This window comes from Paenibacillus terrigena DSM 21567 (genome assembly GCF_000374845.1).
Taxonomy (GTDB): domain Bacteria; phylum Bacillota; class Bacilli; order Paenibacillales; family Paenibacillaceae; genus Paenibacillus_K; species Paenibacillus_K terrigena.
Map to the genome: position 1 here is coordinate 781,689 of NZ_KB895413.1, position 14,360 is coordinate 796,048.

Genomic DNA, 14,360 nt, shown 5'->3' on the forward strand with positions numbered 1-14,360 from the left:
TTAAGTGATGTCAGAGCTCACCATGCATAAAACATTGAAGGGTAGCGGACTCTTTCAAACGATACTTCGTACGAGTGCAACGAATCTTCTGGTGATGATCATTAGTACGCTGACGTCCATTGTAACGGCTCGTATGTTCGGGGTTGTGGGCAAAGGGGAGTTTTCGGCTATTCTGTTTTGGCCGACGCTGCTCGCAGGACTTGTCGGATTTGGTCTTCCAACGTCACTCATCTATAACCTGAAGCAAAATAAAGGTAACGGCGCTGATTTCGTAAGGGCTGGATTCCTGTTTCAGATCCCAGTCAGCGTCATTGTTGGTATCGTCGCTTGGATCTGGCTGCCGGCATGGCTTGGGAATTATCCGGAGGCTGTTATTCAGACGGCCAGGTGGTACACGGTACTCATGCTTCCTATCTTGCTAGCGGTCAATTTGATTTCTGCACTAGCACAGAGCACAGGGAAATTTAACGTATACAACGGTATTCGATTATTTTTCCCATTAATGAATCTGGCAGGACTTATGGTGCTCTGGTCGATGAACAATTTAAGCCTCCATTCTGCTGCACTGGTGTTTCTTGTGACCAGTGTATTTGTCATATTGTGGGCCTTATACAGCGTAAGAGACGAGCTTCGAATCAGCTGGTTCAAGGGATTAGGTAATCTGCAGGCAGCAAAGACATTGTTCGGCTACGGTAGCAAAGTATTTGGCGTGGAGCTGCTCGGGACGCTGTATTCTCAATTCGATAAAATTATTATTCTTTCATTATTAACGGCAAGAGAATTAGGACTATACACCGTTGTCTATGCGCTATCACGTGTATTCAACGTTGTGCAGACAGCCATTACGAACGTGATTTTCCCGAAGGTGACCGGTATGGCTAAGGATGCGATCCTTGCGACGGTAGGTCGGGCGTTCCGGCTATCGATGCTCTTGATGACGATTGTGGTTGTTCCATGTATGTTCATCGGTCGATATCTCATGGGTGTATTGTTCGGTGCACCTTTTCTAGAGGCTAGTGGGGCCTTTTACATTCTATCTATTGAATGTATTCTCGGAGGTGGTTCATGGATTCTAGCCTCCTCATTTAATGCGATGGGAAGACCAGGGCTGGTATTAGTACGTCAGCTTATTGCCCTGGCCGTAACGATCGGGTTGTTCTTCGTGTTTACGCCATTATACGGATTGAACGGCATTGCGATTGCTTTACTGATTGGCTCTATCATTCGTTTGGCGGTGACGATGGCATCGATGCGGATCGTCTTTCAGGTGAAGATAAGCGGTATGCTTTTCGATAAGAACGATTTTCGTTTTCTAATGGACCGAATCAAAGAAAAAACAAAAGGTAAAGGAGCGCGCTGATATGCAAATGAAACCGACTTTCCATCCGATGGACGCATTGAAAAAACGGCTTAGACTTATTTTGAGTGTCATCCCATCCAGATCAAGCATTTATTATATCGATTATCCTGTGTATAACAATGGCGGGGATTTGTTGATCATGAAGGGCACGGAGACGTTTTTTAGAGATCATAAGATTCACGTTCAAGCGCGCTACAGCGTGCTTGATTTTCCTGAGAAGCTAACGATTCCGAAGGACCAGATCATCGTTCTTCAGGGCGGTGGAAACTTTGGAGATTTGTATCCCGCACATCAGAAATTGCGTGAGAAAATCGTTGCTGAATATGCGGACAATCGGATTGTATTGCTGCCGCAGACGATCTTTTTTAAAGAAGAATCGGAATACGATCGGACGGCGGAGTTATTTAATCAACATGGTGATGTACATCTCTTCGTAAGGGATACACTGACCTATGAGAAGGCAGTTCAGAAATTTCACGGGTGCAGAGTCTATTTATCCCCTGATATGGCACATCAACTGTGGCCTATTCGCCCAACAAGTAGCCCAAGCAAAGAACAACTATGCTTCTTCCGTACCGATATCGAGAAAACGAAGGATCAGTTGCAGTTCGAATCGGATGGCGAGGGAGATTTCTTAGACTGGGCTTCCTTATACAACCGCGTGGAGAGAAAATCGATCAAAATGATCGCGAGCGCAATGAAAAAAGGTAGCGGACCGTTACCGATGTATGCAATCTGGGACAAGTATAGCGATTACTTGGTGAACAAAGCTGTTAAGCGCTTCAGTGATTATCGGACCATACAGACATCAAGGCTCCATGGTCATATCCTAGCTTGCTTGATGGACAAGCCCAATATGCTGCTCGATAACTCATACGGTAAAAACTCTAACTACTATCATACGTGGACCAGCGAAATCGAAACCGCACAACTTGCCGTGCAAACCCACAAGATTGCGAGACTGCATGAGGAAGCAATGCTTAATAAAACGAAGCTGAGTCTTTCGAAGTGAATTTTTGTTCCACAAAAATAGGCATATGCTTACGAAGTGAATTTTTATTGCGAAGTACAGCAAGAAGCAACGCTAAACAAAACAAAGCCCATGCTTAAGAAGTGAATTTTTGTTGCGATGATAATCAAGAAGAAACGCTCCACAAAAATTTTAGGAGGAATCATTAATGAAAATTGTTCTTCTATCCGGGGGATCAGGTAAACGCCTATGGCCGTTATCGAATGAATCACGCTCCAAGCAATTTTTGAAGGTCCTGGGAAATGCGGATGGTGAGCGAGAATCGATGGTGCAGCGCGTATGGGGGCAGATTTCTAGAGCTGGACTTCGCGATCATGCCTATATCGCTACGAGTAAATCGCAAGTTGAAATGATTCACTGCCAACTTGGCAATGAGATCGAAGTCATCGTTGAGCCGGAGAGAAGGGATACCTTTCCTGCGATCGCTTTGGCAGCTACATATTTATACTCGGTACAAGGCGTTAGTCTAAATGAGACCGTTGTTGTTATGCCTGTTGATCCGTATGTGGAGGAGTCGTTCTTCCATAAGACGAAGGAGCTTGATCAGGTTCTTAACGAATCGGGAGCGGATTTGGCGCTCATGGGCGTGACACCAACGTATCCATCAGAGAAATATGGCTATATCGTCCCAAAAATCGGTACGCATGCTGAAGAGCCATACATAACCGTTCAAAGTTTTCGAGAGAAACCCCGCGAGGAAGAAGCGGTAGCCATGATTGAGCAGGCTGCGCTTTGGAACTGCGGTGTTTTTGCTTTTAAGCTTGATTTCCTCATTAATATGCTGATCGAGAATGGCTATCCGATCCAATACGAAGAGATGACGAAGCAGTACGGAAGGCTTCCGAAGAATAGCTTTGACTACGAAATCGTGGAGAAAGCGAATCATATCGTCGCGCTACCTTATCAGGGGGAGTGGAAGGATCTAGGTACGTGGAACACGCTAACGGAAGAGATTGAGAGCTCTCTCATCGGTAAAGGAATCCTTAGCGGAGAAATTCATAATACCCATGTCATCAATGAACTTGACATACCAATTACGCTGCTTAACGTATCCAACGTTGTCGTAGCAGCAAGTCCGGATGGCATTCTCGTCTCGGACAAGGCTGCAAGTCCAATGATTAAAGAAGTCATGAAACATTCAGATCAGCGGCCGATGTATGAAGAGCGGCGCTGGGGGCGTTACCGCGTACTTGATTATTTGAAGTATCCCGATGGCAAAGAAGTGCTGACCAAACGCATCTGTGTCTCAGCGGGCCAGAATTTAAGTTATCAATACCATTTGCTTCGGGACGAGGTATGGACGGTCATTGCAGGTTCGGGCGAGATGGTTCTCGATGGCAAGCACTTCTTGGTGAAGTCTGGCGATGTCTTAGTCATTTCCAAAGACAGTAGACATAGTCTGCGAGCAGAATCGGAAATGGAAATCATCGAGGTACAGACCGGGACGGAGCTTATCGAAGAGGATATTGTGAGGCTCGCCTTTGATTGGAATGAAATTAAACAACTGTGCACCTAGTGCGTGATACGAATCCAATGAAGGAGTGTTAAGAATGAACATTACGGTGATCGGAACCGGGTATGTAGGGCTTGTCTCAGGCGTTTGTTATGCGGAGATCGGCAATCAGGTCATCTGCGTGGATAAGGACCCACGCAAGATTGAGATGTTGAACGCAGGGGATATCCCGATTTATGAGCCGGGATTGAAGGAGTTGGCTGCAGCCAATCGCGCAGCAGGGAAGTTATCTTTTACGGGAGATTTAGCACATGCGGTTAGGCAATCGGACGTGATCATCATCGCGGTTGGAACGCCTCCGCTGCCAAGCGGTGAAGCGAACCTTGCTTTTATTGATCAAGTCGCACTTGAAATCGCAGAAGCGATGAATGGTTACAAAATCATCGCTGTGAAAAGCACGGTGCCTGTCGGAACGAATGAGCGGGTTGCAGAGTTAATACGGTCACGCTCGAGTTGCGATTTTGATAGCATCTCGCTACCAGAATTCTTGCGAGAAGGATCTGCGATTGAGGATACGCTGCATCCCGACCGGATCGTGGTAGGAGCTGATTGCCAGAGCGCAGCCGATATGATGACGCAGCTTCACAAGCCGTTGACGGAGCAAATCGTTGTAACGGATATTCGTAGTGCCGAAATGATAAAATACGCGTCCAATGCATTTCTAGCTACGAAAATATCGTTTATTAACGAAATTGCGAACATATGTGAAAAGGTCGGTGCGGACGTGACCAAGGTTGCGGAAGGGATGGGCCATGATAAACGGATCGGACCGTCGTTCTTGAAGGCAGGAATTGGGTATGGAGGATCCTGTTTCCCGAAAGATACCAGCGCGCTCATTCAAATTGCGGGTCATGTTGATTACGAGTTCAAATTGCTACGCTCTGTTGTCGAAGTGAATCAGGATCAGCGATTTAATGTCATTCGTAAGCTTGAGACCATATTTCATGGCGAGTTGAGAGGGAAGACGGTTGCTGTATGGGGGTTAGCCTTTAAACCAAACACAGACGACGTACGCGATTCACCGGCTTTAGAAATCATTCAGCACTTGGTTGATCATGGTGTGAAAGTAAAAGCCTACGATCCAATTGCGATGGATAGCTTCCAAGCTCTATTCGGTAAGTATGGCGTTGAATGGGGGTCGCAAGCGCTAGAAACGGCTCAAGATGCGGATGCGCTGTGCTTATTAACGGAGTGGGATGAATTCGCATCGGTTGATCTGGTTCAATTGCAGAACGTATTGAAACAGCCGATTCTCATCGATGGCCGCAATGTGTTTAATGAGGAGGATTTGTTAGGGACGGATTTCATCTATTATTCCGTAGGTCGTCCTAATCTCAACCAAGGTGTTAAAGAACCAATGCCTGCTTTGTAATTCCAAATATCTAGTAAGGGGTTGAAATCTTGAATAAGTTGACGTTGACGAAGAAAGTGACCATGTCTACCATTGCTCTATCTATGCTTGCTGCTACGCTCGGAGGAATACCACTTAGTCAGAAAGGTTTCGCAGAGAAGTTGAACTTGATTCAAACGGTGAATGCTGCGGAGGTATCACCTTTGTCGGCATCCCTATATGAGCAAATAAGAAAGTGGTATGCTGCCCTTGCAGCCGGAGGTCCGCAAGATGTACAAGCTGTCATGAGCTTGCGGGATGAACTGGCCCAGTTTGATTGGATGGCGAATAAGGAATGGATAGATCCGATCTGGAAAAAAGTGATTGCTCAGCTTCCAGCGAATATCGATCCGAAGGAACTGAAGGAAAGTTTATTCCGTGTGGTCGATGCGGTCGGTTCGATCCAATCCATTGCGGATATTGAGGCTCTTCGGTCCGATCCTGAGTTTCGAGCGACGCTGAAGCTGATCGCAGCCGCTGCCGGGGCCGAGAACCTTCGAGTCGATGACCTGCTTGTTTTCATATTTGGTGACGGTGGAAGTCGCGAGGGCTTGGAAGGAAAAGTTAGTAACACGCTTGGAAAAATGTCAATTATTCAATTGATCCAATTAGTAGGCAATAGTAAAGGGATAACGGAGATTGTGCTACAAGCGATGGATAGACAGCTCAATCAACCAGATGACTATAAAGTCAGTTCAGTTCTCAAGAAATTGGATATTTCATCGCAAGATATTAGAACGTTAGTGATGAACCTTCAGGCCCAACTTAAGAATGATGATGCCGCACTGCAAGCGTTAAGCTTTGCTTATATCCGTTCATCCACACAGGCATCAGCAGAGATTAGTGAGAATGGACGTCAGCATGTATATCGATTGAAATTGTTTGGCGTGGATATTCCTTCTTTTGTATTGAACTGGACGAAGGTATCGGGTAGCGAGCATGTAACGGTATTATCTAGCGGGATCGTCAGGATACCTGAAGGGGTTCCGAGCGGATCCGCCGTAATCCAAGCGAAGCTTGTCAGTCCAAATGGAGGACCTGCCAAAGTGATCTTCGAGAAAGAAGTGACACTGACAGATACTTCCGTTTCGGAAGAAAATGTGTTCCCGGTGGAGGAATACCTGAAACGACTGGAAAAGATTCGAAATGCGCTAATCGCAGGTGGCTCTGCGGATGTGAAGAGCGTTCAGAAGCTGCTAGATGAGATGATGGGACTTGATTTAGCGAAGAACCAAGCATTGATTGATCCGATCTGGAAACCGATAGCGAAAAAACTTCCAAATTCCGTCGATCAAGCAGCGCTGAAGAGAACTTTATTGAAAATGATTCAAGAAGTCGGAGCACTCCCATTTGATGTCGAAGCGTCTCAGCTGGCGTCGATTCGAGCGAATCCAGAGTACCGGTCTGCGCTGAAAACGATCGGGAAAGTTGCTGGAGTTCCGACGATTAACATCGACGATATCCTCATCATGATGTTCGGTGATGGCAAAGGTAATGGTGGCGTAGAAGCAATCGTACGTAACACGCTAGCTTCGATGAGTTCAAAAGAGTTAGCCAAGGTATTAAGCAGCAAAAATACGCTAGCCATCATTCAAAGTACAGCATTGGCCAAAGTACTCAATGATACGAAGGGGTATGCGCTAAGCAAAGCATTGACTAATCTGGGTGTCAGACCGACAGATACAGCTTCCATGATACTTGGGTGGAAGGACAAGCTTAAACATGATGAGGCAGCCATTAAAGCAATGAGTGCAGCCTTTATTCGTTCCGAGACGGAATCAACGGTTAAGATCTCTGATCGCGGACGTCAGCATCAATATGGTTTGACTGTCCAAGGCGTTGAACTACCTTCCTCTAGTCTGAAGTGGAAGAAAGTATCAGGAAGCAAGGATGTTAAGGTGGATTCGAATGGTAAAGTAACCATTTCCAAGAAAGTTGCGACAGAAACCGCAGTTATTCAAGCATCGCTAGATGATTTCTTAGGGGGTAGCTCGAAGGTTATCTTTGAGAAAGAGATCACACTTATCAACGAAGATGCTGCGAATGATCCAAAAGTGTTGATCCAAAATATTCTGAAGACATTCGAAGGTAAGCTAGCAGATATTAAAAAGAGATTCGATGCTGCAACGACAGATTCGGAGAAGGTGCAGTTCATTCTAGAAGTGATTCAAGCTGGAAATGATAGCTTCGAGCAGATTAATAAAGTAGAAGGTCCTAAAGGGATAAAGAACGAGGCCATCAATAAGGTGAAAAAACAGGTTAATCAGATGATTGATTTGATCATCGATCGTTTAATGAAATTCTAATTATGAGCCAACCCTCCTTGAAGAAGGAGGGTTGGCCTATTCCATATTTCATAAGAAAGTGGTGTTAACATAACGATGGGACAACAACGGATACGAAAAAAAAGACGCCGTCGCATTCAAAAACAGAATATTCCTATAGTTATTCTATCTTCGATTACGATCATATTGTTATTCGTATGGGGAGGACTGTACTGGAGGGAGTCTACAAAGATAGCGCTTAATGATCCGAAGGAAGAGTACGTAATGAATTGGGATGAGCTTGACGCATTACCACCAATCGGTTCAGAGGATGGAAAGACCACACCGGTTGCGAATGGCCAAGCAGGTGAACAACAAGTATCAGACGGTGTTAAGCAGCCGGAAGCGGCCAAGCAGGAAATAAAGACGGAGCAGTCAAAAGCGGTCAAGAATGTAATCGAAACGGAGCAGCCGGGAGCAGCCAAGCTGACAAAAGGACCTGTGACGAAATCGAATGAGCCAAGTAAAGCGAAGTCAGATACACCAAAGCAGCCGTCTGGCAAATCTGACAGCACGGACAAGAACTCCAATTCAAGTTCTCAGTCGGAGACAATAGCGTCTAAGGAATCTAAATATGAACAAGAATTGCTAAAGCTGAAGGCGAAATGTATGAAGGATATGGATGTCATCTTAGAAGGGGCGGAAACGAGTTTCTCGAAGCTGGATAAGACAAATCCCACTGAGGTTCAATCATGGCAAGACAAGATAACGGTAGAAGTGTCTAATGCCCAGTCTGCATGTGAAAGGAACTATCTAGATCTAATCCAATCAGCAGAAAAGGACTCTGTGTCTGCGAGTATTATTGATGAGTGGACACTAACGTATAACGCGTTAATCGTGAAACTTCAAGATGAATCGAGAGAGAAGTTGCAAAAATTAATGGTGGGGGTAGGTTAATTATCGTCCTTTGGTAAGTTGCGATCGCGGATCACACGTTCGAGCAATATCCGAATGAGATCCAGATCGTCCTTTTCCAAAGGAATCCCATCCCAATGAAGTTGTTTGTAATTTAAATATTCTTTTGCATTATGATTTAGTTCTTCCGGTTGCTCGGGATAATCCGTAAGCCCAAGAAGGTAATCCGAAGTAGTTCGAAGTTTCCGGGATAATGTATGGATGGATTCTAACGTTGGCTGGCGATATCCCGATTCATACCCTGCATAGGTACTCTTTGCAACGCCTACGAAATCGGCTACTTCTTGCATGGTCAATTTTCTTTGTTTACGCAATTGTTTAAGTCGTTTCGCGAACATCCCCAGGCCCCCTCTTATTCATACGAATCCACTTTCGTTAAGTGAGATACTTATGTATCCCCATCAATTAGACGCAACCTCTATTATAGCATGTTCCCTAGTCGTGTGCACAATGAAGCTAGTAAAATATTTAAGTTTTTGCGAATAACGCAGCTCTCCTTGTAGTCAGGGGGAGCTGTTATGCTGCTTCCTTCATGATTTGAATCGGGTATAGAGATGAGATACACTAGATTAAGAGGTGAACATAATGATTACATTAGGGGTACTTGATCATTCACATATTGGTGAAGGGCAGACAGCCGCAGATACTTTGCGAGATACAACGAGATTATCGCAAGAGGCTGAGAAATTAGGATATTCCAGGTATTGGGTATCAGAGCACCATGGTACAAGAGCACTAGCGTCCTCCAGTCCTGAGGTACTCATTGCACATATCGCATCGGCAACTTCCAAGATTCGTGTTGGGTCTGGCGGTGTGATGTTATCACACTATAGTGCCTATAAAGTTGCTGAAAATTTTCGGTTGTTGGAAGCCCTCTATCCAGGACGGATCGATCTAGGTCTTGGAAGAGCCCCAGGCGGAATGCCTCTTGCGACACGAGCGCTGCAGAATGGCGCGTATTCTGGGATTGACGGCTATCCACAGCAGATTGCAGATTTGAACGGGTATCTTCATGATGCGATGCCGTCTGGTCATTCGTTTGAGAAGCTTAGTGCCGCTCCGATCCTATCAACTGCCCCAGAACTGTGGCTCCTCGGCTCAAGTGATGGTAGTGCGAGAATTGCAGCCCAGCAAGGGTTGCCGTTCGCATACGCGCAATTCTTCGGTGTGCCAGGTGGCGAGATGGCGATGAAATTGTATCGAGACCATTTCACGCCATCCACGCTGTATGCAGAACCGAAACCGCTTGTCTGTGTTCTAGCAATTTGTGCAGAAGACGAGATGGAGGCCCAGAAACTGGCGGCAAGTACGAATTTGTTCTTCTTGCAATTGGAGAAAGGGATGGAGCTACCCGCATTCCCGTCTGTACAGACAGCGTTGAATTTCCCTTATTCAGACTATGATGTTGCACGAATTCATCAAGGGCGTCAGCGTCGAATTGTAGGGACGCCGAAACAAGTGAAGGAAGAGATTCTAGCGATTAGTGAACGATTTCAGACGCAAGATATTATGATTGCTTCACCAATTCACGATTTTGACGCGCGAGTTCGTTCTTATCAATTGATTGCGGAAGCATTCAATCTATAAACGGTTCATAGAGGAGAATGGAAATGCCATTCAACCATATTATATCGAAATATATGCCTTATGCTTCGTGGCAATTGGTATCCGGGGAGAGCGGCTGGAATAATACGACACGCTTTGTCGTTACAGCAGAGGGAACCGCTGTCCTACGTATTTATGAGACGCATCGAGACCTCGGTAAAATCCAATTCGAGCATGAAGTCTTATTAGCGCTTGTTGAACAGCAATTGCCCTGTGGAGTTCCACATCCGCTGCGGACAGTTGATGGTCATACCTATACCATGTTAGCAGATGGCACGGATCGATATGCATGCATGTTCCGTTACATCGACGGAGTAAGGCCAAGTCGGAAGCACCCAAAGATAGCTCATTCTATTGGCGTGGCAACGGGGATGTTGTCCCGTGCATTAGCTCGTGTTCAGGTCTCGCGTGCAACGGAATATCCGCCTTATTATGAGCTTGAAGCTGCACATCCTACGTGTACAGAGGAACGGATCGCAGCGTTCTGCTTGTCTCCGCCGGAAGCGTTTTGGCATCAATCCTGCGAGTTGGTCTTGATCTACGGAGAATTCACGATGTTCCATGCGAACCTGACGCATCTACGTAAGCTACCACATCAACTCGTGCATGGAGATATCAATCATTCTAACCTGTTAGTATCCAAGACGGATCCTGAACAAGTGGTTGCGGTGCTTGATTTCGAATTCTGCACATGGGATTTGAGAGCGATTGAACCTGCCGTAGTCTTGTCTGGTTATTTGTCAGAGTCGCCTGATTGGCCGCTCGTAGAAGATTTTATACGTGGTTATGACTCGATCGTCTCGCTTACCGACGAAGAGATTGAAGCGATTCCGTTATTGATCCGTCTTCGTAAGCTGGATGTATTTATCCATTTTCTAGGAAGGTATCTGGATGGTGTTGATTCGTCTGAGATATTAAGCGAACAGATCCGAGACGTATCGAACGGTCTACGGACGCTTCGGCAGGAGGAAGAGCAGATTCTTCGAATCTACAGACAGGTGAGCAACAATCGTGTGGTTATATAATAGGAAAAAGAAGACGCATTCGAGTAGATCGAGCGCGTCTTTTTTCTGTGCCTTTAATTATAGTAATTTCTCAATATCTTCCTTCATACTTTGCGGCGTTTCATAAGATTCATACCGCTTGATGACATGGCCTTCACGGTCGATTAAAAATTTCGTGAAGTTCCATTTGATAGCATTGGATTTTAACTCTTCAGGCATATTATTCTCGAACATCGAATGGAAGCGTGCGCCAGCCGGTTCGTCCAGATTAAATCCGGCAAACGGTGCCTCTTCCGTCAATTGTTGGAACAGCGGATGTGCGTTAGCGCCTTTCACATCGATTTTGGCAAAGAGGGGGAAGTTCACGCCGTAATTGATCTGGCAGAATGAATCCACTTCGTTGTTATCTCCGGGCTCTTGTCCACCGAATTGATTGCACGGGAAACCGAGAACTTCAAGTCCTTGTGATTGGTATGCTGCATACAGGTTCTGAAGCCCTTCATATTGCGAAGTGAACCCACATTTACTCGCTGTGTTAACGATGACAAGGACTTTACCTTGGTAATCAGATAGGTTGGCTTGCTCGCCTTTAATGGTCTCTAATGCATAGTTATTGATGGTCATGTACGTTAATCCTCCTTATATTTTGTGGTTCGCTTAGGATGGCATCGGTGTTGGTGTTGGTGTTGGTGTTGGTGTTGGTGTTGGTGCTGCGTAACCTTCGGCATAAGTCTGATCGATGTATGCACGAATGTCCTGGTCGGAGATTCCTTTTTCCTTCAATTTAGCTGTTGTTATCGCGATTTCAATACACACGCCGCATCTTGTGCCATGATCGTCCCAGACGACGGAACCGTCTTCCTTGACTTCGTGAATGAAGCAGTTTAGATTGCTCTTGTGATCTGCGCTGTCGGCACACCCACAGTAGCAAGGCATATATGGAAGTGTATCCTTTACTGTTGAAGCCGTTATGTATGCCGAACGGATGGTGTCAGATGCTTGATCGAGAAAGGTTGGCAGCGTGGTAAGAGAGGAAGTCGTTTCCTGCAAATCTCCATTTGCTAGTTGATGCTGTTCATGTTCCGCGGTCTTGCTGGAGCATCCCGCGAGTAGAATCATAAGTACAAGTGTGAGACCGGCTGTCATTCGTGTTAATGCGGATAGCAAGCATTTCACTCCTTTATAAGAATCAATTCACATGAATTATATCACGATTCGCACCGAAATTTCGATCTTCATAAGACAAATATCGGTAGATGATCGCTGTTTAAATTCTGTTTACATTCGTCATGTATTGTTACCTCCATAGAACATAGAGGATTAGAAATGAAGGAGCTGGAACATATGGAGGACGTACGAGGGACACAGAAAAATGGGGATTGGCGGCAATTTCTCGCTTTGATTCGGCAGACCAAGCCATCGGTATGGATGCTTGCGGTCGCCTTGGGACTTAGTGTTATTTCAACACTCGTAGGGTTAGTGATTCCGATGTTCACGAAGACGCTGGTGGATAGCTTCTCCGTATCCTCGCTGAGCACATGGCAAATTGTGGGACTGATTGTTGCGTTCATCGCACAGACGATCGCAGGGGGCGTATCGATTTATATGCTCAACTATGTGGGGCAGCGTATTGTCGCGAATTTGCGAGATCGGTTATGGAAGAAGCTACTTGTTCTTCCTGTCTCCTATTATGATAACAACCGCACGGGCGAGACGATTAGCCGAATGACGAATGACACGGGCGTTGTCAAAGGCTTGATCGCAGAGCATCTGACAGGCTTCTTCGGCGGGATCATCTCGGTGATTGGTTCACTTGCTGTATTGATCTATCTCGATTGGCAAATGACGCTCATTATGCTGCTAATCATCCCATTATGCGTTTTGATACTCGTGCCGCTCGGCAAGCAAATGGTGAAGATTTCTCGCGGGTTACAAGATGAGACAGCATCATTCACCTCTGTGCTGAGTCAGGTCTTGTCGGAAATTCGACTTGTGAAATCGTCCAATTCGGAGGCGCGTGAATATGAGACGGGAAGCCAAGGGATTACGAACCTGTTCCGTTATGGATTGAAAGAAGGCAAGGTGCAAGCCTTAATCTCACCGCTTGTCTCCTTCGTTATGATGTTACTGCTTGTCGTTATTATAGGATATGGCGGGATGCGTGTCTCATCGGGTGCCTTAACAGCAGGGGAACTCGTTGCATTCATTCTCTATCTATTCCAAATCGTTATTCCGATGACGCAGTTGACACAATTTTTTACGCAATTCCAGAAGGCGATTGGTGCGACGGAACGTATCGTGGCTACACTTGAAGCGGATGAGGAAGACCATGCAACGGGTGAACGGCTCACCAACCCGAACCAGCCGATCACATTGAAGGATGTTGCATTTGGCTATAGTGAAGAAGAAGAAGCGGTGCTGCGTAAAGTGAATTTCACGATCGAACCGGGTAAAGTGACAGCGATCGTGGGACCTAGTGGCGGTGGGAAGACGACTTTATTCTCGCTCGTCGAACGATTCTACAAACCATTATCGGGATCGATTACATTAGGCAATCGTGCGATTGAGAATTTTTCGCTTCAATCTTGGCGGAGGCAAATTGGTTATGTCTCGCAAGAGAGTCCGCTCATTGCAGGCACGATCCGGGATAATATCTGCTATGGGGTAGATCGCGACGTGACGGAGCAAGAGCTGAAGCATGCAGCTGCGATGGCTTACGCAGATCAGTTCATCGATGGCCTGCCGAATGGTTACGATACGGAAGTCGGCGAACGCGGCGTGAAGCTCTCCGGCGGGCAACGACAGCGGATTGCGATTGCAAGAGCCTTGCTCCGGGATCCTCAGATTTTGATGTTGGATGAAGCTACCTCAAGTTTAGACAGCAAGTCCGAGATCGTCGTACAAGAAGCGCTGAATAACTTGATGCAAGGCCGTACGACACTTGTTATCGCGCATCGTCTCTCCACCGTCGTGGATGCAGATCAGATCGTATTTATTGAGAAAGGCGCAGTCACCGGCATTGGAACACACGAGTCGTTGCTGGTGACTCATCCGATGTACAATGAGTTTGCCACCCAGCAGCTGCGGCTTCAAGATCAAGCTGTGTAAATAGCGGGCACGCTGAAGAAGATGGTTTCTGTACTATACAGGAGTCATCTTCTTTATGTATAAAATTATAATTGATGGTCGCTGGAAATATATGCTACGATCGAACTTGAT

12 protein-coding genes are annotated in these 14,360 nt (G+C 46.1%); 9 read left to right on the forward strand and 3 right to left on the reverse strand.

Annotation, left to right across the window (positions count from 1 at the left end):
* Positions 1-22 precede the first annotated feature (22 nt).
* From C558_RS0107790 to C558_RS0107815, 6 genes are all read left to right on the forward strand, one after another.
* Positions 23-1,360 carry an oligosaccharide flippase family protein gene (locus tag C558_RS0107790; protein ID WP_245583748.1) on the forward strand — a complete coding sequence of 446 codons (1,338 nt, stop codon included), beginning with the start codon at positions 23-25 and terminating at the stop codon, positions 1,358-1,360.
* 1 nt (position 1,361) lies between these two features.
* Positions 1,362-2,372, forward strand: a complete 1,011-nt coding sequence (locus C558_RS0107795; RefSeq protein WP_018755697.1) for a polysaccharide pyruvyl transferase family protein — start codon at positions 1,362-1,364, stop codon at positions 2,370-2,372.
* A 166-nt stretch (positions 2,373-2,538) separates the two neighbouring features.
* Complete coding sequence (locus C558_RS0107800; protein WP_018755698.1) at positions 2,539-3,906, forward strand: sugar phosphate nucleotidyltransferase; 1,368 nt, start codon at positions 2,539-2,541, stop codon at positions 3,904-3,906.
* 34 nt (positions 3,907-3,940) lie between these two features.
* Positions 3,941-5,275: a UDP-glucose dehydrogenase family protein gene (locus C558_RS0107805; protein ID WP_018755699.1), complete on the forward strand. Its 1,335-nt coding sequence runs from the start codon at positions 3,941-3,943 to the stop codon at positions 5,273-5,275.
* Positions 5,276-5,304: 29 nt separating this feature from the next.
* Entirely contained in the window at positions 5,305-7,599 is a 2,295-nt protein-coding gene (locus C558_RS0107810; protein ID WP_018755700.1) for a hypothetical protein, read from the forward strand.
* 75 nt (positions 7,600-7,674) lie between these two features.
* Positions 7,675-8,514 carry a hypothetical protein gene (locus tag C558_RS0107815; protein WP_018755701.1) on the forward strand — a complete coding sequence of 280 codons (840 nt, stop codon included), beginning with the start codon at positions 7,675-7,677 and terminating at the stop codon, positions 8,512-8,514.
* Here the strand turns inward: C558_RS0107815 and C558_RS0107820 are convergent.
* Positions 8,511-8,870, reverse strand: coding sequence for a helix-turn-helix domain-containing protein (locus C558_RS0107820; protein ID WP_018755702.1), 360 nt, complete (start codon positions 8,868-8,870; stop codon positions 8,511-8,513). The genes C558_RS0107815 and C558_RS0107820 overlap by 4 nt on opposite strands.
* Positions 8,871-9,117: 247 nt before the next feature.
* Here C558_RS0107820 and C558_RS0107825 point away from each other — a divergent pair, with 247 nt between their 5' ends.
* Both C558_RS0107825 and C558_RS30680 read left to right on the forward strand, forming a co-directional pair.
* Positions 9,118-10,119 carry an LLM class flavin-dependent oxidoreductase gene (locus C558_RS0107825; RefSeq protein ID WP_018755703.1) on the forward strand — a complete coding sequence of 334 codons (1,002 nt, stop codon included), beginning with the start codon at positions 9,118-9,120 and terminating at the stop codon, positions 10,117-10,119.
* Positions 10,120-10,142: 23 nt separating this feature from the next.
* On the forward strand, positions 10,143-11,162 hold the full coding sequence (locus tag C558_RS30680; protein ID WP_018755704.1) for a phosphotransferase: 1,020 nt from the start codon (positions 10,143-10,145) through the stop codon (positions 11,160-11,162).
* 57 nt (positions 11,163-11,219) lie between these two features.
* On the opposite strand, the gene C558_RS0107835 is transcribed toward C558_RS30680, so the two are convergent.
* Both C558_RS0107835 and C558_RS0107840 read right to left on the reverse strand, forming a co-directional pair.
* Positions 11,220-11,765 carry a glutathione peroxidase gene (locus tag C558_RS0107835; protein WP_018755705.1) on the reverse strand — a complete coding sequence of 182 codons (546 nt, stop codon included), beginning with the start codon at positions 11,763-11,765 and terminating at the stop codon, positions 11,220-11,222.
* Positions 11,766-11,798: 33 nt separating this feature from the next.
* Positions 11,799-12,287, reverse strand: coding sequence for a PCYCGC motif-containing (lipo)protein (locus C558_RS0107840; RefSeq protein ID WP_026263785.1), 489 nt, complete (start codon positions 12,285-12,287; stop codon positions 11,799-11,801).
* A 198-nt stretch (positions 12,288-12,485) separates the two neighbouring features.
* On the opposite strand from C558_RS0107840, the gene C558_RS0107845 reads away from it, so the two are divergent.
* On the forward strand, positions 12,486-14,249 hold the full coding sequence (locus C558_RS0107845) for an ABC transporter ATP-binding protein (protein WP_026263786.1): 1,764 nt from the start codon (positions 12,486-12,488) through the stop codon (positions 14,247-14,249).
* Positions 14,250-14,360 lie beyond the last annotated feature (111 nt).